This is a genomic window from Acinetobacter sp. YH12155 (assembly GCF_013418255.1).
In the GTDB taxonomy this organism is placed as follows: domain Bacteria; phylum Pseudomonadota; class Gammaproteobacteria; order Pseudomonadales; family Moraxellaceae; genus Acinetobacter; species Acinetobacter indicus.
On the sequence record NZ_VPCK01000006.1, the window covers coordinates 17,534 to 38,655 of the forward strand.

A 21,122-nucleotide genomic window follows, 5' to 3' on the forward strand; every position below is an offset into this window, starting at 1 on the left:
CCCTTAAAGATTCATCAATTTTATACACAGCTGATCAAGAATCAGATTGCTTTGAACGTTCTGCTCTGTCATCTGTTTTGATTGTTGTATATCACTATAAATATCAAATAATGCTTCCAGCGAATACTGCTCGGCCAGCGCGCTTAGTGTCAGGTCGATGTTTTTCACCGGTTGATTTAGCTTGACACAAATCAAATCTGACAACAAGTATTCAAACATCTGACCAAATTCACTAAAACTCAGCTCTTTATTCCACTTGGTCGCAATTGCCATCGGCATATTTTTTTGACTGACCAATTTTTGCCAGTCTTGCACAAAGTCAGCGCGCTTAAAGAACCAGTCCTGCTCGGCCACCTGAATGGCTTGCAGCGGCATCTGATTGGACAGGTTCATCAGCAGCTGTTTTTGCTGCTCGCTGCTTTCCGGCAAGTGCTGGCTTAAAAAATCATGGGCCAGTTCCGGAGCAATCCGGTCAAGGGCAAAATGCTGTAAACGACTGCGAATAGTCGCGGGCAGCTTTAGGTAATGATCGGCCAGCAGGATAATCACCACCCGCTCGCCCGGCTCTTCCAGTGTTTTTAGCAAGGCATTGGCAGAAGCAATATTCAAGGCTTCTGCCGGCTCAATCACAATGACCCGCCAGCCATCTACGGTTTGTTGCACAAATGGTAATAAATCACGGATCTTCTCGATCTTAATTTTCGCGTTTTGTTTTTTATTCTCTTCATCGATCGTGACATAAACATAATTCGGATGCGTATCTGATTTTAACCATTGACAACTGCCGCACTCGCCACAGGGCAGATTGCGCTCATGACGATGCTGGCACAAAATCCAGGCCAGAAACTGCTGCGCAAAAGCTTCTTTGCCACAGCCTTTTTTACCATAAAACAGCAGTCCATGGCCCAACTGGGGAAATCTGCCCGTTAGTGTATCCCAAACTGTTTGCTGCCAGGGATAAATCTGCGCAGTCACTTCATTCTGCATGGCCAGCTCTACGATTCAAAATGCGCAAGATCAAGCGTATTCAGGCGATCCAGATCTTCCTGGGTATCGACACCCGGTGGTAAATTGGCTTCAGCCACGGCAATCGCAATCCGATGTCCATTTTCCAGCACCCGCAGCTGCTCCAGACTTTCCAGACGCTCCAGCAGCCCCATCTCCCAAGTCACATATTCCTGTAACAGTTTTACCCGATAGGCATACAGGCCCAAATGACGATAAGCCTGATCATGCAATTGCGGCACGGCATTTTTCGCCCCGTCACGATCATAAGGAATGGTCGCGCGGCTAAAATACAAAGCCTGATTGTGCTTGGACATCACCACTTTGACAATGCTGTCACGCTGGAACTCATCCAGTGCATGAATCGGTTCACACAGTGTCGACATCGAACAGCCAGGCTGATCGACCAAGAGCTGCGCCACCTGTTTCACCAGCTGCGCGGGCAACAAAGGTTCATCACCTTGCACATTGACAATAATGTCATCACTGGCCCAGCCTTTAATCCGCGCTACTTCACTTAAACGGTCAGTCCCAGAAGGATGATCCGCTGAAGTCAAGACCACATCCACCCCTTCAGCGCGGCAGACATCGGCAATACGCACATCATCTGTCGCCACACATAAGTCATCAAAACCTTCAACTTTTTTGGCCTGATCCACCACCCGTAAAATCATGGGACGGCCATGAATTTCAAGTAAGGGCTTACCCGGTAAGCGTGAACTGGCAAAACGTGCAGGAATAACGATGTGTTTCATAACTGTCCTTCATTCAGGGTCAAACCCAGTTGCGCTAACTGTTGATGCAAAACCTGATAACAAGCAGGTGACAATACCGCTTCAACCGGCACCACCCAGATTTCCCGGTTAAAATCAGGATACTGTTTCAGCAAGGGCAAAATTTTCACCGCATCTTTTTCGGTGGTAATAATCGGTTGATGATCTTCAAACTGCAAGTCATCAATTTCATAATCATGATGATCTGGAAATTCGTGGCACTGGAATTGCTGGATGCCCATCGACTCTAAGGTGCGATAAAAACGCTGCGGAAAACCAATCCCAACCACGGCATAAAAAGCATCTTGCGGATTAAACACCTTACCCTCTATGGCATTAAGTAAATAAGGCTCAGCCACTTCCAGATGCATATTCAGCGCTGAACTTGGCTGTGCCGCATGTTCAATCACGGTTGCTGTATTCAGGCGGCTTTTCGGCTCTCGCAAATAACCTTCAGGCAGAATTTTTTCATTGCCCAGACCGCGATTATTATCCAGCACAATCCATTCCAATTGGCGATTGAGCGCCAGATGTTGCAAACCATCATCACTGATAATCAGGTCCAGTTCATGTCTGGACAGCAGCAATTCAATACTCTGCTGACGATTGGCACCGACCGCCATTGGCGCACCGGTAGATTGTACAATCAGACAGGGTTCATCGCCGACCATGTCCGGCGTCGATTCAAAATCAACATAGGCCGGAAATGGTCCTTTGCCACCATAACCGCGGCTAATTACCCCAACACGCACATTCAGGCTATGCAGATAATTGACCAGATGGATCAGCAGCGGTGTTTTACCGCTACCGCCTACGGTAATGTTGCCAATCACCATCACCGGCACTGGTGCGGTATAGGCTGCTTTCATCCCCGAAGCATACAGCTTCTGATTCAGCACACTGCCACCACGATATAATAGCGCCAATGGCCGTAGCACAACCAACCATTTGGCTTGCTTATTCCAAGCGTCCTGAATGAATTGTGCAAATGACATGGCTGATTATTCCTCGAAATTGCGCTGATGCAACTGATAATAAGCACCCTGCTGGTTTAACAGTTCCTGATGGGTACCCTGCTCAATAATACGCCCCTGATCCATCACCACAATACGGTCGGCATTTTCAATGGTAGATAAACGGTGTGCAATGACAATGGTGGTACGATTCTGCATCGCTGCATCAAAGGCACGTTGAATAAAGTATTCAGATTCATTGTCTAATGCACTGGTCGCCTCATCCAAAATCAGGATCGGCGCATTTTTCAAAATGGCACGGGCAATCGCGATACGCTGACGCTGACCACCGGACAGGTTTAAACCCTGCGCACCGAGTGGTGTGTCATAACCTTGTGGTAAGGCCATAATAAAATCATGCGCATACGCCGCTTTGGCCGCCGCGATAATCTCTTCATCCGAGGCACCTTCCAGCTGACCATACGCAATATTTTCACGCACGGTACGATTAAATAGCACCACCTGCTGATTGACCATGGCAATTTGGGTACGCAGGCTATTCAGTTCAATCTGATGAATATCCAGCCCATCCAGTTTGATCCCGCCTGAAGATAATTCCTGAAAACGCACCAGCAAATTGACCAGTGAGCTTTTGCCCGCCCCTGAACGTCCGACCAGTGCCACGGTTTCACCGGCTTTAACATTCAGGCTAAAGTCATGAATGGCATGATGGCCATCGGCATAGACCAGATTGGCCTGATCAAATTCAATATTGCCTTTTAAGGCTGGAGTTAAGGTACCAGTATTTTTTTCTTCCGGCATATCCAGCAGTTCAAATACAGAATGCGCCGCCGCCATACCGCGTTGCAGTTTTTCGTTGATATCGGTTAGCGCTTTAATTGGTTTGCTCAGCATCCCGGCAGCAGTAATATAAGCCACAAATTCACCAGCTGAGGTATCGCGTAAAATTTCCGGGCGCAGTGCAATCCAGATCACAATGGAAAGTGCAATCGACATGATCAGCTGTACCACCGGACTGTTGAGCTGCTGCACAGCTACCATTTTCAGGCCGCGGCGCAAGTTTTCCAGTGAGTTCTGTTTAAAGCGTTCCTGCTCGTATTGATGACCGGCAAAACCTTTCACCACCAGATTGCCGTTTACAGTTTCCTGCACCACGTGGTTCACATCACCCATGGTATCCTGCACCTGAATTGACAGCTTACGCATACGCTTGGCGGCTTTCCGGATTAACAGGCCAATCAGCGGGGCAAAAATCAGGATACAGATGGTCAAACGCCAATTGCTATAAAACAGGTAACCAAGCAAGGCGATGGTAATTAAACCCTGTTGCAGCAAGGTACGTAAAGATTCGGTGGAGGCCGCTGTCAGTTGCTCCACGTTATACATGATTTTGGCAGTAATGTGGCCACTGGTATTGTCCAGATAATACTGCGACGGTAAGCGCAGCAATTTGGCAAATACTTCCTGGCGCACATTAAACACCAGATTACGTGAAATGACCGCGGTATAGTAGCCGCCCAGAAACAGGCCGACACCACGGAAAAACATCAGCAACACCACCAGAAAAGGAAACAGGTGGGTGAAGGTGTAGTCTTTTACCTGAATTGCCGTAATAATTTTTTCCAGCAACTTGGCCACTGAAACTTCAGTCGCCGCATTGATGGCAAAACCCACCACAACCAGAATCGCGATTCCCCAGAAAGGTTTTAAATAACCGAGTAGACGCAGGTAGACTTTATAATCCGGATTCACTAATAGCCTCGAGTTGGTACTTTCGTACTGATGTTAATGTTGACGAAACCCAGTTGTCCCGCAACATCCATGACACGAATCACATCCTGATGAGAAGCTTTCGCGTCTGCCGCAATGATAAACATTAAATCACGTCGATCATTGGAAATTTGTTTAATTGCTGTATTTAAATCAGCAACTTCCTTGCTGGAGAGCGCCTGCCCGTTAACCGAATAATGCCCGGAGGCATCGACCACCACCTCGACTTTCTGGTCATAGGCTTTCGGTGGCACCCCTTGCGCTTCCGGCAAGGTCAGGTTCATCCGGCTAAACTGGTTAAAACTGGTGGACAGTAACAGGAACACCAGAATAAACAGCAAACAGTCAATCATCGGTGTCAGGTTAATATGAATATCTTCCACTTGCGAGCGTTTGAATTTCATAGGTCACCTTAGCCTGCTTTTTTAATGTCTTCATCAACAATCTGGGTTTGATGAAACAGCGCAGCATGAAACAATGTCGCCTGCTGTTCCAGCTCGGCCACATATTCCTGTACCAGACGCTGGAAATAACGGTAAGCAAATAAGGCCGGCACCGCAATCAGCATACCCGCTGCGGTGGTAATCAGCGCCTTGGAAATCCCTGGAATCATTAAAGTCGGATTGCTTGAACTGATATCAATCATCAGGAAAGATTCAATAATCCCCAGAACGGTCCCCAATAAGCCCAGCAACGGCGCCACAGCACTTAAAGTCCCGAGGAAATTAATATTTTTTTCCAGATAGCCAATTTCCTGAGAGGCTGTCGCTTCCATCTGCGCACGCGCAAACTGTTCAGACTGGTGTTTATTTTGCGCACCAGCCATAAAGATTCGGCCCAAAGTACTGTGCTGTAAATTTTCCGATTGCTGCAACTGCTGTAACACGCCTTGCACCGGCTGTCCGGTTTGTAATTGCAAGGCTTTCGGCACCACACCGGCACGCTTAAGACGTAAAAAACGTTCAATACTGATGGCCAACGTAAACACAGAGCACAACAGTAACGGCAGCATCAGCCAGCCGCCTGCTTTTACCAATTCCCACATTCGATTTTCCCCAATAAATCTACAATAAAAATTAATCAGCCAAGCAGATATTTAAAATACCATCTAGTTCTTCTAAGGAGTGATAGCTGATCACCAGCTTCCCCTTACCCTGCTTGTTATGATCAATTTTGACATTGGCACTGAAACGCTCTGACAGACGTTGTGTCAGTTGCTGAATATCCGGTGCCGGTTCTGCTTTTGGTTTTTCTGTTTTTGGTGCGCTCCAGTCACGCACCAGCTGTTCGGTCTGACGGACCGACAAACTCTTTTCAATCACCAGTTCAGCCACTTTCAGCTGATCTTTGGCTTTTAAGGTCAAAATGGCGCGCGCATGGCCCATATCCAGCAGCCCTTGCTGCATCAGGTCTTTAACTTCTTCAGTTAAAGTCAACAAACGCAACAGGTTACTGACCGTAGTTCGTGCCTTACCGACGGTGTCGGCAATTTCCTGATGGCTCAGACCAAACTCGTCATGGAAGCGCTGCAAGGCCATGGCCTGATCAATCGGATTCAGATCCTGACGCTGAATATTTTCAATTAAAGCCAGTGCAATCGCCACCTGATCGGTCAGGTCACGGACAATTGCCGGAACTTCGGTGAGTCCCGCCAGCTGTGCGGCACGCCAGCGACGTTCACCAGCAATAATTTCATACGGATGCTGTTCGTCATCAATCGGACGAATCACAATCGGTTGCATGACCCCGTGTTTTTCAATCGAGGCGGCAAGTTCCTGTAAGTCCTGTTCATGGATAAAACGGCGTGGCTGATATTCACCCCGTTTTAATAAATGCACATCAATCTGTTTTAGCTGACCATGATCCAAAGACTGGGCTTCAAGTTGTAATTTTTCTTTCTGGATCGACCCAAGTAAGGCATCCAAACCACGACCTTTGGCGAGTCCGCGTTTTTTTATGGTCATGCTTTACTTCCTTTTTTCACTTTGCTTTTCTTTAACATTTCAGCTGCCAGATTCAGGTAAGCAACTGCACCCTTTGAACTTTTCTCAAAATAAATTACAGGCAAACCATGCGCCGGTGCTTCGGCCAGACGCACATTACGTGGAATCACGGTGTCATACAGCTTTTTGCCAAAATACTGTTGCAGCTCTTCAGACACATCACGGGTTAATGCATTACGCGCATCGTACATGGTTCGCAGCACACCAATAATTTCCAGCTCTGGATTTAAAGCCTGCTGAATCCGGTCGATGGTCTGGGTTAAATCGGCCAGACCTTCCAGCGCATAGTATTCACATTGCATTGGAATCATCACGCCCTGTACCGCAGCCAGCGCATTCACGGTAATTAAGCTTAAGCTTGGCGCACAATCGACAATAATGTAGTCAAAACTTTTTTCAATTTCGCCCAGTGCATCACGCAGAATAAACTCGCGCCCTTCCTGCTCGGCAATAGCCAGTTCCACACCGGACAAATCACGGTTTGCGCCTAAAACCTTATAACCCACTTCCGATTTGGTAATGGCCGTTTCAATTGGCACTTCGCCTAGCAACACATCGGTAATGGAATATAGAAGGTCGTTTTTTTGGATACCAGAACCCATCGTGGCATTTCCCTGTGAATCCATATCCACAAGTAAAACGCGCTTTTTCAAAACAGCTAACGATGCTGCCAAATTTACTGCGGTTGTAGTTTTACCGACACCACCTTTCTGGTTCGCAATCGCAATAATTTGTGCCATGGTAACCCCAATCCTTAGAATGAATTAAATATGTTTTAATAAAAGTAGATGACGCTGTTCGTCCAGACGTGGAACTTTTAGCTCGATAATTTCACAGCTGAACTCATCTTTCAATGCTTCAACCTCATCGGCCGGAATCAGACCTTTCATGGAAGCAATAATACTCTGTCCATGCATAAACGGTTTTGATGCCGCCACAAAATCGGTCAGAGATGCAAAGGCACGGCTGGTGATGACATCAAACTGGCCTAACTCACGGATACTGTCTTCATTTTCGACTCGGGTTTGGACCGCCACCACGTTTTGCAGTTTCAGATCGGCAATAAACTGCTTCAAGAAACGGATTTTTTTGCCATTCGAGTCCAGCAACACGCACTGACGTTCCGGCTGACATAAGGCAATGATCATGCCCGGCATACCGCCACCGGTACCAATGTCCAGCAAACGGCCGGCAGGTAAATCGTTGAGAATACTCAGGCTGTCGAGCAAATGCTTGACCAGCATTTCTTTCGGATCACGAATTGCGGTCAAGTTATACGCTTTGTTCCATAGCACCAAAGCATCTTGATATTGGAGTAATAAATTTAAAGTCTCATCGCTGAGCTCTAAACCCAAGGCCTGACTACCCTGCTTGAGTTCCTGAAAAAACGTATGCATAAACAATGAACGTCTCGAAAAAGTTAGCTGAAAGTATACCGATTTATCTGCCAAGTCACAGCAGCGAGTGCTTAGTGAATATGCACTTAAGCGTACACACCTTGCTGAATTTGTTGATCCAGTGCATTTAATCGCTCAGGAGTGCCAACATCTACCCAGACACCCTGCAATTTGCTGGCGGCAATTTTTTCATCCTGCATGGCCTGTTTCAATAACGGTGCCAGTGGACGCTTGCCACCTTCCAAGCCCTGGAACATCTGCGGATCAATCACGGCAATACCGCTATAGGTCAGATTTTCACCCGATTTACCCTGATCAAAGGTATAAGCTTTTTGTTCCGATAAGGTGAAATCGCCTTGCGGATGCTGCGCCGGATTCTCCACCAGCACCAGATGCGCCAGCTGTTCCTGTAGTTGTACCGACAATAATGGCGCAAAATCCATGCTGGTCCAGACATCGCCATTGACCAGAATAAAGGGCTCATTGCCGAGCAGCGGCAGCGCGTTAATAATCCCGCCTGCGGTTTCCAGACCTTCGCCTTCATGCGACCAGAGAATATTAACGCCAAACTGGCTGCCATCCCCCAAAGCCTGAGCCAGTTTTTCACCCAGCCAGGCGGTATTGATCACAATTTCGGTTACGCCAATGCGCTGCAGTTTTTCGATATGCCAAACAATCAGCGGCTTACCGCCCACTTCCAGCAAGGGTTTAGGCGTATGCAAGGTTAAAGGACGCATCCGGTTACCTAAACCGGCAGCAAGAATCATGGCTTTCATCAGGCAGCTACCTCATAACGGCCATATTTGGCTTCAAATGCCGGCATAACTTTTTCACGAATAAACTGCATAAAAGGCTGCAATTCGGCATAAGGCTGCGATTCTTCCAGTAGATACCACATCACGCGCGGCAAATCTTTTAAGTAACCCGATTTGCCATCACGCTCGAACAGGCGCACAAAAATACCCAGAATCTTGATATGACGCTGAATCGCCATCAGGTCGGCGTCTTTCTTGAACTGCTCAAAATCACGCTCCTGCTTGGCGCTTTCCGGCAGCAAATCATAAAAGGTTTTAAACCAGCGATAGACACGATCTGCATTCCACTGCACATAGGCATCGCGGGTAATTGAAATCAGATCATAGGTATCGGCGCCAATTACCGCATCCTGAAAATCAATCACCCCAAGTTCGGTTTCACCTGCAATTTTCATCAGGTTCCGGCTGTGAAAATCACGATGTACAATCACTTGTGGCTGAGCCAAAGCCACATTGGCCAGAATGGCAAAGGTACGCTTGATTAGCGCGCTTTCTTCTGCGGTTGGCTGAATCTGTAATGATGGCAACATCCAGTCGGTGAGCAGCTCCATTTCACTGATCAGTTTTTCATAGGAATAGTCCGGGAAATGGCCTTCGCCGGCAATGGACTGCAACTGAATCAGCTGCTTGAAGCTTTGTGCATAGTAGTCATCGACGGTCTGTTCATTTAACAGGGTCGAGAGCAATACATCACCAAAATCTTCCAGTAGCAAAAAGCCCTGCTGCAGATCTTTGGCGATGATATGCGGCACGCGTACACCATGCGCATCAAAAAATTCATCAATCGTCACAAAAGGACCACAATCTTCTTTTTCTGGTGGTGCATCCATCAGCATAAATGTTTTATTATTCAATTTGATTCGTGCATAACGACGGAAGCTTGCATCGCCTGCTAAAAAATGAGTTTCAAATTGATCTGAACCGAGTACAGATGTAATCCATGTTTGTATCAATTGTTCACGTTGTGTATTCATTTGCAATAAATTCTAATACAGGCTGAGTTTTTAAAGTGCTAAGTGTAGCTACTTCTGCGCTTTTTCTCTATGATGCGACAATAATTAATTGCGATTAAGCACTCTTGGTTAATGAGACAAATGAAGCATCAGTTTAAATTTAATCCTTTAGCGACTGCGATCTTGACCCTGTTATGTGGACACGCGATGAGCAGTCATGCAGAGACCACAGAGCCCGCTTCATCCATCACCAATCAACAACTCAAACAGAGCATTCAGGATGCTTATCCGGGCCAGTCGTTTTTTGAACAGTATTATGTCGATAAAACCGCGCCGGAAGCCCAGCAGCGTTTTGGCCAAGAGCTGAGTTCAGCCTATTGCCAGGGCGCCTGGGTCACGCCAATTAGCCCGGACACCGTGGCCGTTGCTGCTGAAGAAGCCACCTCGACCGTTACCGCTGATTATGGTCACTATAATCCTAATGGGGATTCGGTTTTAGAAGGCAATGTGGTCATTGACCAGCAAGGCCGCCAGATTCGTGCCGATAAAATTACCATTGACCAGACCCAGACCTATGCCAGTGCCGAAGGCCGGGTACAAATGGCGCAAGCCGGTTTACTGGCGCAAAGCGACCAGATCAATTACAACCTGAAAACCCAGCAAGGCGATTTACACAACAGCTTCTATATTGCAGAAGAACAGCACGCACATGGCATGGCGGAAAAGATTGCCCGCACTTCAACCAATACCTTGGTATTGAACAATGCCACCTATAGCACCTGCCCGCCTGAACAGGCACCGACTTGGAAAATTCAGGCCGATGAAATCAAGCTAAATCAGGAAACCGGTCGCGGTGAAACCCGTGGCACCAAACTGTATGTAAAAGATGTGCCGGTGCTGGCAGTGCCATATTTTAACTTCCCGATTGATGACCGTCGTACTACCGGTATTTTGACCCCGAGTTTTGGCTTTACCAATGATGGTGGAGTTGAACTGGCGGTACCGGTCTACCTGAACCTGGCTCCAAACTATGATGCCACCGTGACACCACGCTATATTGGTGACCGTGGCCCGATGCTGGAAGGTGAATTCCGCTATCTGACCGAGAATTTTGGTCAGGGTCAGATCTGGGGCGGCTACCTGGCCTCTGACAATAAATACAATGATGAAGATCGTAAGGATTTTCACTTTCTGCATAACTGGCAGATTAACGAGCAGTTCAATACCAATCTGGAATATAACTACGCTTCAGATAAAGACTATTTTGCTGACTTAAACAACAACCCGAACTCCAGAACCGACCTGAACTTACGCCGCGCCTGGGAACTAAATTATCGCAATGGCATTCCGGGTTTAAGAGCGCAGCTAAAAGTTGAAGATTTCCACACGCTGGACCCGACTATTCCAGATGAAGACCGTCCGTATGCGCGTTTACCTCAGTTTTTATTAAATTATAAAACTGGTAATCCACAAGGCTTCCAGCTTGAATTCAATCACGATACTGCTTATTTCAAAAAAGATATCAACCATCTTGAAGGTCATACCAATGATCTAAATACGTATGAGCCAAGCGGTACCCGTATCTATAACGATTTTAAAGTACGTTATAATTACCGCAACCCGTGGTCTTTTGTAATTCCAGAAGTGTCACTTCGCAACGTCAATACTTTCTTTGATAAAGACACCATCGCGTTTTATGACAATAACAGCGGTACTCTGACCAATAGCTCAAGTGAAAATAAATCGGTAACAGTACCGCAGTTTACCCTGGACGCCGGCCTGACCTTTGAAAAAGAAGGCCACTTCCTACAAACCATTACCCCGCGTGCCTTCTATGCCTACGCGCCGTATCAGAATCAGGATGGCCATCCAAACTTTGATTCAGCCACCTCTTCCATTAACTATGACCAGCTGTTTAGTCCGTACCGTTTCTATGGTCATGACCGCCTGGAAGACAACAACTTCCTGTCACTCGGTTTAAGCTATAGCCTGTTTGATGAAGTAGGTTTAGAGCGGATTCGCGCCAGCCTGGGTCAAAGCTTCTTCTTTGAAGATCGTCGTGTGACCCTGGAAAATACTGCAGACAGCTTTGATACCGAAAGCCGCACCGGCCCGGTAGTGAGTCTGGTCAGCCAGTTAACCGAAAACCTGAATATTGGTGCCAATGCCGCCTGGATGTCAAACGGTGACAATGCCCAGCGCGATCTGCACCTGTTCTATACCGGTGAACAAGGCAATTTATACAATGTCGGCTATATTAACCGTCGTCATATTCCAAACCGTCAGGATCATTATGATCAGGTGGTGGCCTCGTTCATTCAACCGGTCTACAACAACTGGCGTATTCTGGGTCATGCCCAATACGATTTGGACAATAGCGTCGCCCGTGAATATTTACTCGGTGTGAACTATGAATCCTGCTGCTGGGGCATCTCGGTCTACGGCCGCTCTTATTATAATGATCTGGATGATGTCTCCGATCACAACGTCAAGCCGAAACGCGCCATCATGGCCGAATTAAACCTGAAAGGCCTCGGCAGTTTCAACAATAAACTTGCATCTTTACTTGAAAACCGTATTTTAGGGTTTAATAGAACTAATCAAACTTGGACACAACGTTAATGAAGACACCACAGTTAAAACAATTTTTTAAAGCCACTGCCTTAGCTTTATGTATTTCTTCAGCTGCACCTGCTTTTGCACAAACTGTAGATCAGGTCGTGGCCGTGGTGGATAACAGTGTCATCCTACAAAGTGATTTAGCGCAAACCGCTGCTGAAATGCAGCAACAATTACAGGCACAGAACAAAACCGTGCCACCGGCTCAATATCTACAACAACAGGCCTTAGAACAACTGATCGTGCGTCAGGCACAGCTGGAACAGGTAAAACGCTATAACATCAAGCCTGATGAAAAAGCCTTAAATGAAGCGGTGATGCGTGTGGCCCAACAAAATGGCAGCAAAAGTCTGGAAGATTTCCAGCAGAAAGTCGACCGTATTGCACCGGGGACCTATGCCTCTTTACGCAACCGTATTGCTGAAGATTTGGCAATTAACCGTCTGCGTCAGCAAGTGGTGATGTCGCGAATTAAAATTAGCGATCAGGATGTCGATAACTTCCTGAAAACCCCGCAAGGTCAGGCCGCTTTAGGCAGTCAGGCGCATGTGTTGCATGTGCGCGTATCCGGTGAAAATGCACAGGCCACCGCGGAACAGGTTAAAACTGCACTGAATAACAGCAATGACCTCAATGCCATTAACAAGCAGTTCAGTACAGCTGCCACCAAAGTTGAATCGGCTGATATGGGTTTCCGCAGCCTTTCTGAAATTCCGGCTGAACTGGCTGCACGTGTAAGTGCACTTGACGTCGGTCAGACCACTGAGCTGATTGCAGTCAATGATGGTATTCATGTGCTGAAACTGGTCGATCGTAAAGCCGGTGAACAGCGCGCGCTGGTCCCACAATATCAAACCCGTCATATTCTGATTCAGCCGACAGAAGTGGTAAGCCCAGAAAATGCCAAGCACATGATTGACAGCTTGTATAACCGCCTCAAAGCCGGTGAAGATTTTGCAGTCTTAGCCGGTACTTTCTCAACCGATACCGGTTCTGCCCGTGATGGCGGTAGCCTGGGCTGGGTTAGCCCTGGAGTGATGGTGCCTGAATTTGAACAGCAAATGAAAAGCACCCCGGTAGGTGAAATCAGCCAGCCATTTCAAACCCAGTTTGGCTGGCATATTCTACAGGTGACAGATACCCGCCAGCAGGACATGACCCGCGAATACCAGGAACGTATGGCACGCCAGATTCTAGGTGAACGTCAGTTTGATACCGAACTGGACAGCTGGTTACGTGAAATTCGCAGCAATGCCTTTGTCGATATTAAAGATCCAAACCTGGACCGTAAAAATAACTAGGTCTTAAAAAATGAAAAACCAGTGCCTGCACTGGTTTTTTTAATTCTGGCTTTTCACCTCACCATCAATAGCAATAAAAAAACCGCTGAATTCAGCGGTTTTTTTATAAGAGGACTTAAGCCATTAATATTGATTAACGGTTGTTGTCATCTTCTTGAGAATCTTCAAATTTAGAGTCGTTGTCAAAACCAGAAGCTTGACCACCGAAGCCAGCGCCTTGACCACCGAAGCCACCTTGACCGCCGAAGCCGCCGCCTTGACCACCGAAGCCGCCTTGACCACCGAAGCCGCCTTGACCACCGAAGCCGCCTTGACCACCGAAGCCGCCGCCTTGACCACCGAAGCCGCCTTGACCACCAAAGCCACCACCTTGTCCGCCGCCGAAGCCACCACCTTGACCACCGAAGCCACCAGCACCTTGAGCACCAGCAGGTGCACCAGCAGGACGTGGATTACGTGCAGGTACAACTGTAGAAATCGCGTGTTTGTAAACCATTTGGCTTACTGTATTTTTTAATAGCACCACATACTGGTCAAAAGATTCGATATGACCCTGTAATTTAATACCGTTTACAAGGAAAATAGAAACTGGAATACGTTCTTTACGGAGAGAATTCAAGAACGGATCTTGTAAAGTTTGACCTTTAGACATGTTATAACTCCAAAAATAATTAAAAATCAGCGCAAAAACTATCTTTATTTTTCAATTAAAATTTATAAAAAAGACAGTTCATAAATTTTGCTTTATCCGTAACAGTTTCGCAAGTCTTCTTGAGCCTGCTTTATCGTAAAATATGTTTGAATTTTATGCGATTCCTGCAACGATCTGAGCCAAGTATATTGACGTTTTGCAAGTTGTCGTGTTGCAAATAGGGCCTTATCCTCCATTTCCTGCTTTTTATTGAGACTTTTATCACTTTTCTTTAGAAATTCTAAAGCTTGTCGGTATCCAACAGAGCGCATAGAGGGTAAATTCTCATCTAAATCGTATTTTTCAATAAGCCTTTCTACTTCATTCAAAAAACCCATTGACCACATTATTTCTAATCGTTTTTCTATACGTTGATGCAATTCTACCCGATCTGGCAGCAAGGCGTGATTATGAAAAGTGTAACGATATGGTACATTTTTGGGTTGTTCTGCTTGTAGTTTGGTAATAGGTTGACCGGTTAACTTGAACACTTCCAAGGCCCGGATAATCCGCTGCTTATCGCTGACTTTAAATTTCTGTCCGGCTAAAGCATCTACTGCGCACAATTCGGCATACACGGCTTCCCAGCCCTCACGTGCCGCCTTATCTTCAATTTCAGCACGCACCGCATAATCTGCACTTGGCAAATTACTGGATAACCCTTCCAGCAAGGCCTTGAAATACAGCATAGTTCCGCCCACCAGAATCGGGGTTTTGCCACGCGCATGCATATCATCAATTAAAGCACAGGCATCTTCTACAAACTGCGCAGCAGAATACACCTCTAAAGGGGTAATAATATCAATCAGATGATGCGGATAACGCGCCTGCTCGGCTTTGCTTGGTTTGGCGGTGCCAATGTCCATATCCTGATACACCAAAGCGGAATCGACTGAAATCAGCTCAAAATGCCCCAGTTCATAGAGTTCACACGCCAAAGCAGTTTTACCGCTTGCAGTAGGTCCCATTAAATTGATGACCGGCAATTGATTTGACATGTACCACTACTCTCCTCGAGCAAAAAGTTTATCTAATTGAGCCAATGGAAAGGCACGCCAGGTCGGGCGGCCATGATTACATTGGCTGGCAAATTCGGTTTGTTCCATCTGGCGCAGCAAGGCGTTCATTTCAGACAGGCTCAGCATACGATGCGCACGCACGGCACCATGACAGGCCATGCCGGCCAGAATCTGGTCACGTTTTTGTAGCAGCGCTTGTGCTTCATCGGCCGGGTCCAGATCATTCAACAATTCAGGAATCAGCGCATCAAAATTGGCCTTATGCAAAATCGCCGGCACCCCACGCACAATGACCTGCTCATCACCATATTGATCCAGATCCAGCCCTAAACGTGCCAGCTGCGGTTTTAGCTCTTCAATCCGCATCGCCTGCATCCGGCTAATGCTAATCACTTTAGGAATTAGCAGCTGCTGTGAGGTCCAGAATTCCGGCTTATCCCAAGCCGATTTCATTTGCTGTAATAAAATCCGCTCATGTGCCGCGTGCATATCGACAATAATCAAGCCTTCGGTATTTTGCGCCAGAATGTAAATTCCATGTAACTGGGCGATGGCAATCCCAAGCGGATGTTCATCTACCGGAGCTGGCTGCGTCTCACCTGCGGCCGACTGTGGGCTGGATAATGCAGATTCATCCAGCTCACGTAACGGTGCCAGATAGCTTTTCAGCGCATTGTTCAGCTGCTGTGAACCGGTATAGGCATTGCTATAACCGGTATTCTGGCCACTGGCCATTTTCTGGCCTTGTGGTAGTGCATAATCCACACTTTGCGGGCGGGCATCGCTAAAATCTGTCAGTAATTCTGGTGCCGCCTGATTAGATACTGGCACGATGGCTTCGGCTGCTTTATGCAGCTGGAACTGTTCCTGATAACGTGGCTGCGCCGCAAACACCGGCTCCGGGGTTTCAGTTTTCATGGCCGTGGCCAAGTCGGCACTGGCGGTTTGGAACTGTGCTAGGGTTTCTTTGCCATAATGACGCACAAACTCATGCACTTCACGCTGGTTTAAAAAGCGGATTTCATGCTTGGTTGGATGCACATTGACATCAATATTTTCAGGTTCAACTTCCAGAAACAGCAAATACGCCGCATGCTGATGACCATGCAAAATACCATCATAGGCCATGCGCAGCGCATGTGAGATGGTCTTGTCTTTAACAATCCGGCCATTTACATAGACATATTGTAAATCGGCCTGTGCCCGCGCATCGGAAGGATGGCCCAACCAGCCCGACAGACGCATGCTGATACTATCGGCATCAATCCAGTAAGCATTTTCGGTAAACTGTCGTCCCAGCAATTGCTGTACACGCTGAAAACGCAGCTCGCCGCTGTCAGCAACCGGCAGGTTCAGCTTGATGCTGTTATTATGTTCCAGCACAAAACGGATATCAAAATGCGTCAGTGCCAGACGGCGCACAATTTCTTCAATATGGCCAAATTCGGTACCCGGCTTTTTTAAAAATTTACGGCGTGCCGGCACATTAAAAAACAGATCCTGCACCCGAATATGGGTTCCTTTCGACGCAGCCACCGGCACAATCTCCTGATGATCAAAAGCCGTGCCATTCACTTCAACTTGATAACCCACACCATCTTCCGTTTGACTACTGACTAAAGTCAAACGAGATACCGCTGCAATTGAAGCCAAGGCCTCACCACGAAAGCCTAAACTGACAATGGCATGTAAATCATCAGCTGTCTGAATTTTACTGGTTGCGTGACGAGTGACCGCCAAAGGTAGGTCTTCGGCATGAATCCCACGACCATTGTCAATAATTTCAATCAGTGTACTGCCGCCTTGTGCCACACGAATAATCAGCTCAGTTGCACCTGCATCAATCGCATTTTCTAATAATTCTTTGACTACAGACGCAGGCCGCTCAATCACTTCCCCTGCAGCAATTTGGTTGGCTAATGCAGGTTCAAGCGTATGAATACGACGTAGATTTAACGCATCATTAGGCATGATTAAACTGTTGCTCCAAAGCTTGTTGTAACTCAGCCGAAGATGAACTCAGTGTTGCAAAACGGCTTAATTCATCTTCTGATTTTTTAATATCAATAATGAGGTCGGCAGCTGGAATTTCATCGCCACCTTTAGAAGGCCATTCAAACAAAAATAAGGCATTTGGAGTTTCTAAATAATCACGAATACCCATCAGTTCCAGTTCATACGGGTCATTCAGGCGATACAGGTCGAAGTGGAAAATATCCTGGCCATTGACCTGATACGGCTCCACCAGGGTATAGGTCGGACTTTTTACCGATCCCTGATGACCTAAGCTTTGTAACAGATAACGGGTTAGCGTGGTTTTCCCTGCGCCCAAATCCCCAATCAGATAAATCACCCCGCGCGGGAAATGCGCCGCCAAAACCTGAGCCAGATTTTGGGTCTCTTGTTCATTGTTCAGGTTCAGACAAAATGAATACTGCATAATACTCGCGACATGATTCAAAACAGCAATTATGATAGCATCGCAGCCGTTTAAAAGCCTATTCGACTGCGTCAGAATCTGTATTTTTTCACAGCATTTGTTGCCTAATTTGAGATGTGCACCCGTTCATGAGCTCCACTGCCGATTTTATTCCCCCGATGATTAATGGTGTTAGCGCCAGCAAAGTTTACTTGCAGCCATCATCGGCAAGTACAGTGTATGCCTACCTGTGCCAGCAGTTTCCGCATATTTCTGCAGCTGAATGGCTGTCGCGCTTTCAGGATGGTCTGGTCTATGATGCACATGGTCAGCGTCTAAACACAGACAGTCCTTTTCAGGCGCATACGCACTGTTTTTACTATCGTTTTTTGGCCCATGAAGTAACGGTGCCGTTTCAGCATCAGATTTTATTTGAAAATGAAGATTTGCTGGTGGTAGATAAACCGCATTTTCTGACCATGAGCCCAACCGGACAATATGTGCAGCAAACCTTACTGGTGCGTTTGAAACAGCAAACTGGCAATGAACAGCTGACCCCGATTCACCGTTTAGACCGGGAAACTGCCGGCGTGGTGCTATTTTCCAAACAGCCGGCCAGTCGTGGTCTTTATCAGCAAATGTTTGCCGAACGTCAGGTCCGCAAGACCTATCATGCGATTGCACCTTTTCGTGCCGATTTAAGTTTTCCTTGCACCACCCGTTACCGCATGGAAAAAGGTCAGCCGTTTTATACCATGCAGGTGGTGGATGGAGTACCCAACAGCGAAACCGATATTGAGCTGTTAGCGCATAACGGTCATTTGGCAAAGTATTTGCTTAAACCTGTCACCGGTAAGCAGCATCAATTGCGGGTGCATTTAAATCAGCTTGGAATTGCTATTTTAAACGATCCATTTTATCCGCAGGTGCAGCATAAAACGGAAGATGATTTTTCTGCGCCTTTACAGCTTCTGGCCAAAGATATTTGCTTTCAGGACCCAATCAGCAAAGCAGCAATGGCGTTTAGCTCCCAATTTGACCTGACACTGTAATCTAATTGTCATTACATTTATTTCAATTTTTCCTGTGTATGAATATTGAAATTACAAATGGTTAGATTAAAATGTGTCTACACAGTTAAGTGCACTTAAATTAATTAAAATCATGAGAAAAACTGAAGTTTATCAAATTCGCCTGGATTCTCAGGAAAAGAAACAGGCTTTTGCCGTGTTTAAACAGTTGGGGATTACACCGGCACAAGCGGTTCGTCTGTTCTTTAAACAGGTCGTTCTGACCAAATCTATTCCTTTTTCTATCGAAAACCAGAATATTAATCTGGAGCAGCTGATCAAGTTAAGAAAGCTCAAGCAAGAACAGCAAAATACTCAGGCCACACCAACACCTGCGCCCGTCAGCACCGACACTTCCCCACTGGACGATGAAGATCTGGACCTGTTTGCCGAATTAAATGCCCTCTTGGGTGAAACTGACAAAAGTTAACAGTGTTGTATTTATAAACAATATTTTAATTTAATCTGCTAAAAACTTGGTTATGCTGCATAGACAACAATAAGATATGCAGGGAGTCATGGATGATTGTCAGACGCGCAACCGTAGCAGATCTCGAGCAGCTGGCCGTATTATTTGATGAATATCGTCAATTTTATGGTGCATCTTCTAACCTGAAGCTTTCACACCAGTTTTTACAACAGCGTTTTGAAAATCATGAAAGCGTGATTTTTATTCATGTGAAAGATGAGGTGATTACCGGTTTTATCCTGCTGTATTTAGGCTTTTCTTCGGTGGCCTGTACCACCTATTATATTCTGGATGATGTCTATGTGACGCCGGTCTATCGTCGTCAAGGCTCGGCCAAACAGCTGATTGATACCGCAATTCATTTTGCCCGTCATAACAATGCACTACGGATTAGTCTGCAAACCCAGAACAACAACTATCAATCGCATCAACTGTATGAACAGATGGGCTTTATTAAAGACAATGAGTTTCAGACCTACCACTGTTTCTTAAAATAGCCCAATCTATTAAAAGCCGGTTTAATCCTGCATCCGGGTACGCGCCTGCTGTACCTGGGCGTCATCTAAATAGATCCACTGCCCCAACTCGAGTTCTGGCAGGTTTAAAGCGCCAATTTGCTGACGATGCAGCTTTTCCACCTTATTGCCAACTGCTGCCAGCATCCGCTTTACCTGATGATAGACACCCTGATGAATGGTCATTTCCAGCTCGTGCTCGGCCAGACGGCAAATATCGGTGGCAGCAAAAATGCCGCTTTCATTGCGCAGTTCGACTCCATCTGCCAGTTGCTGGATTTGCGCATCTGTGACCGGATCTGCGGTGTACATGCGATAGACTTTGGCCACATGCTTTTTCGGATGGGTCAGCGCCTGTAAAAACTGGCCATCATCAGTTAGCAATAACAAACCGGTGGTGTCCTGATCTAAACGTCCCACACATTGCAGGCCACGGTTCAGCAAAATATCGTCAAACAGATCAAACACACTAAAATGATGGGTAGCCTGATGTGAACACTCATAACCTTGCGGTTTGTTTAACGCGATATAGACCTTCTCCCGATAGGTATAGTCCTGCCCATAGACCGAAAATTTTAAACCCTGCAACTGCAGTTTCTGTTTGGGTTGGGTGATGACTTCACCCTCAATGGCAATCGCACCATTTTGAATCAGCTGCTGGCAGTGTTTGCGTGAACCAAAGCCTTGCGATTGCAACATTTTTTCTAAAGTCATCGAATTACCTGTGGAGTGAAAGCTGTATCAATATGGAAGATGGCGTATTTTATACTGAAACCGCGCTGGAGTTGGAATCTATCAGCAGGCCCCGCTGAAAAAGGCTACAATAATGGCCTCTTTTTCTCCCATGCCACCGTGTTCAGCCTGTATGTCACACCTCGATTTAAACCTGATTGTTCTGCTTATTTTATTGGCCTGCGGTATTTTTAGTCACAATACTGCCGTCACCATTGCCGCCGCGGTGTTAATCGTGTTTCGCATCACACCACTGGAAGTATATTTTCCGCTCTTGCAACAGCATGGTTTAAATATTGGCATTATCATTTTGACCATTGGCGTACTAACGCCCATTGCCAGCGGTAAAATCCCCGGTGATGAAATCCTGAAATCATTTATGCACTGGAAATCCATACTCGCGATTGGCATAGGCCTGTTTGTGGCCTGGCTCGGTGCACGTGGGGTACAGCTGATGAGCCATCAACCGAATATTGTCGCTGGCCTGCTGATTGGTACGGTTGCCGGTGTGGCCTTGCTGCGCGGTGTGCCGGTCGGACCATTAATTGCCGCCGGCATTTTATCGTTATTGATTGGTTCTAAATAGCCGCTTCATAC

At 46.7% G+C, this 21,122-nt stretch carries 22 protein-coding genes; 6 read left to right on the plus strand and 16 right to left on the minus strand.

Annotated features, from left to right (window positions below):
• Positions 1-3 precede the first annotated feature (3 nt).
• The 11 genes from FTU86_RS05510 to FTU86_RS05560 form a co-directional block, all read right to left on the minus strand.
• On the minus strand, positions 4-987 hold the full coding sequence (locus tag FTU86_RS05510; protein ID WP_005177500.1) for a DNA polymerase III, delta' subunit: 984 nt from the start codon (positions 985-987) through the stop codon (positions 4-6).
• A gap of 8 nt (positions 988-995) precedes the next feature.
• Positions 996-1,760 carry a 3-deoxy-manno-octulosonate cytidylyltransferase gene (gene kdsB, locus FTU86_RS05515; protein WP_168389794.1) on the minus strand — a complete coding sequence of 255 codons (765 nt, stop codon included), beginning with the start codon at positions 1,758-1,760 and terminating at the stop codon, positions 996-998.
• Positions 1,757-2,773 (minus strand): tetraacyldisaccharide 4'-kinase, encoded by a 1,017-nt coding sequence (gene lpxK / locus FTU86_RS05520; protein WP_075174512.1) that lies wholly within the window; start codon positions 2,771-2,773, stop codon positions 1,757-1,759. The genes kdsB and lpxK overlap by 4 nt, the downstream gene beginning before the upstream one ends.
• Before the next feature lie 6 nt (positions 2,774-2,779).
• Positions 2,780-4,504: a lipid A export permease/ATP-binding protein MsbA gene (msbA, locus tag FTU86_RS05525; RefSeq protein WP_180036751.1), complete on the minus strand. Its 1,725-nt coding sequence runs from the start codon at positions 4,502-4,504 to the stop codon at positions 2,780-2,782.
• Positions 4,504-4,926 (minus strand): biopolymer transporter ExbD, encoded by a 423-nt coding sequence (locus FTU86_RS05530; protein ID WP_005177483.1) that lies wholly within the window; start codon positions 4,924-4,926, stop codon positions 4,504-4,506. Before FTU86_RS05530 ends, msbA begins: the two co-directional genes overlap by 1 nt.
• 8 nt (positions 4,927-4,934) lie before the next feature.
• On the minus strand, positions 4,935-5,567 hold the full coding sequence (locus tag FTU86_RS05535) for a MotA/TolQ/ExbB proton channel family protein (protein WP_005177480.1): 633 nt from the start codon (positions 5,565-5,567) through the stop codon (positions 4,935-4,937).
• Between the two features lie 31 nt (positions 5,568-5,598).
• Entirely contained in the window at positions 5,599-6,486 is an 888-nt protein-coding gene (locus FTU86_RS05540; protein ID WP_005177477.1) for a ParB/RepB/Spo0J family partition protein, read from the minus strand.
• Complete coding sequence (locus FTU86_RS05545) at positions 6,483-7,265, minus strand: ParA family protein (RefSeq protein WP_005177476.1); 783 nt, start codon at positions 7,263-7,265, stop codon at positions 6,483-6,485. The genes FTU86_RS05540 and FTU86_RS05545 overlap by 4 nt, the downstream gene beginning before the upstream one ends.
• Positions 7,266-7,289: 24 nt before the next feature.
• The gene (gene rsmG, locus FTU86_RS05550; protein ID WP_016658229.1) at positions 7,290-7,922 is read right to left on the minus strand and encodes a 16S rRNA (guanine(527)-N(7))-methyltransferase RsmG; all 633 of its coding nucleotides are present in this window, start codon (positions 7,920-7,922) and stop codon (positions 7,290-7,292) included.
• 86 nt (positions 7,923-8,008) lie between these two features.
• Entirely contained in the window at positions 8,009-8,698 is a 690-nt protein-coding gene (gene murU, locus FTU86_RS05555) for an N-acetylmuramate alpha-1-phosphate uridylyltransferase MurU (protein ID WP_168398619.1), read from the minus strand.
• Entirely contained in the window at positions 8,698-9,711 is a 1,014-nt protein-coding gene (locus FTU86_RS05560; RefSeq protein WP_180036752.1) for an aminoglycoside phosphotransferase family protein, read from the minus strand. Before FTU86_RS05560 ends, murU begins: the two co-directional genes overlap by 1 nt.
• A 120-nt stretch (positions 9,712-9,831) precedes the next feature.
• On the opposite strand from FTU86_RS05560, the gene FTU86_RS05565 reads away from it, so the two are divergent.
• Complete coding sequence (locus tag FTU86_RS05565) at positions 9,832-12,312, plus strand: LPS-assembly protein LptD (RefSeq protein ID WP_180036753.1); 2,481 nt, start codon at positions 9,832-9,834, stop codon at positions 12,310-12,312.
• Positions 12,312-13,610 (plus strand): peptidylprolyl isomerase, encoded by a 1,299-nt coding sequence (locus tag FTU86_RS05570; RefSeq protein WP_016658233.1) that lies wholly within the window; start codon positions 12,312-12,314, stop codon positions 13,608-13,610. Before FTU86_RS05565 ends, FTU86_RS05570 begins: the two co-directional genes overlap by 1 nt.
• Before the next feature lie 133 nt (positions 13,611-13,743).
• On the opposite strand, the gene hfq is transcribed toward FTU86_RS05570, so the two are convergent.
• From hfq to tsaE, 4 genes are all read right to left on the minus strand, one after another.
• Entirely contained in the window at positions 13,744-14,262 is a 519-nt protein-coding gene (gene hfq / locus FTU86_RS05575; RefSeq protein WP_005177462.1) for an RNA chaperone Hfq, read from the minus strand.
• 92 nt (positions 14,263-14,354) lie between these two features.
• Entirely contained in the window at positions 14,355-15,299 is a 945-nt protein-coding gene (gene miaA / locus FTU86_RS05580; protein WP_104484295.1) for a tRNA (adenosine(37)-N6)-dimethylallyltransferase MiaA, read from the minus strand.
• Between the two features lie 6 nt (positions 15,300-15,305).
• A complete protein-coding gene (mutL, locus tag FTU86_RS05585) occupies positions 15,306-17,291 on the minus strand; it encodes a DNA mismatch repair endonuclease MutL (protein ID WP_180036754.1) in 1,986 nt (661 codons plus the stop codon).
• A complete protein-coding gene (gene tsaE, locus FTU86_RS05590; RefSeq protein ID WP_180036755.1) occupies positions 17,284-17,760 on the minus strand; it encodes a tRNA (adenosine(37)-N6)-threonylcarbamoyltransferase complex ATPase subunit type 1 TsaE in 477 nt (158 codons plus the stop codon). Before tsaE ends, mutL begins: the two co-directional genes overlap by 8 nt.
• Before the next feature lie 128 nt (positions 17,761-17,888).
• On the opposite strand from tsaE, the gene FTU86_RS05595 reads away from it, so the two are divergent.
• The 3 genes from FTU86_RS05595 (at position 17,889) to FTU86_RS05605 (ending at position 19,775) form a co-directional block, all read left to right on the plus strand.
• Positions 17,889-18,791: an RluA family pseudouridine synthase gene (locus FTU86_RS05595; RefSeq protein WP_016658238.1), complete on the plus strand. Its 903-nt coding sequence runs from the start codon at positions 17,889-17,891 to the stop codon at positions 18,789-18,791.
• 112 nt (positions 18,792-18,903) lie between these two features.
• Positions 18,904-19,239 (plus strand): type II toxin-antitoxin system RelB/DinJ family antitoxin, encoded by a 336-nt coding sequence (locus FTU86_RS05600; RefSeq protein ID WP_005177448.1) that lies wholly within the window; start codon positions 18,904-18,906, stop codon positions 19,237-19,239.
• 92 nt (positions 19,240-19,331) lie between these two features.
• Positions 19,332-19,775, plus strand: a complete 444-nt coding sequence (locus FTU86_RS05605; protein WP_005177446.1) for a GNAT family N-acetyltransferase — start codon at positions 19,332-19,334, stop codon at positions 19,773-19,775.
• Between the two features lie 21 nt (positions 19,776-19,796).
• Here FTU86_RS05605 and FTU86_RS05610 read toward each other — a convergent pair whose 3' ends face one another.
• Positions 19,797-20,507: a pseudouridine synthase gene (locus FTU86_RS05610; RefSeq protein ID WP_005177444.1), complete on the minus strand. Its 711-nt coding sequence runs from the start codon at positions 20,505-20,507 to the stop codon at positions 19,797-19,799.
• Positions 20,508-20,658: 151 nt separating this feature from the next.
• On the opposite strand from FTU86_RS05610, the gene FTU86_RS05615 reads away from it, so the two are divergent.
• The gene (locus FTU86_RS05615) at positions 20,659-21,111 is read left to right on the plus strand and encodes a DUF441 domain-containing protein (protein WP_034597660.1); all 453 of its coding nucleotides are present in this window, start codon (positions 20,659-20,661) and stop codon (positions 21,109-21,111) included.
• Positions 21,112-21,122: the final 11 nt, after the last annotated feature.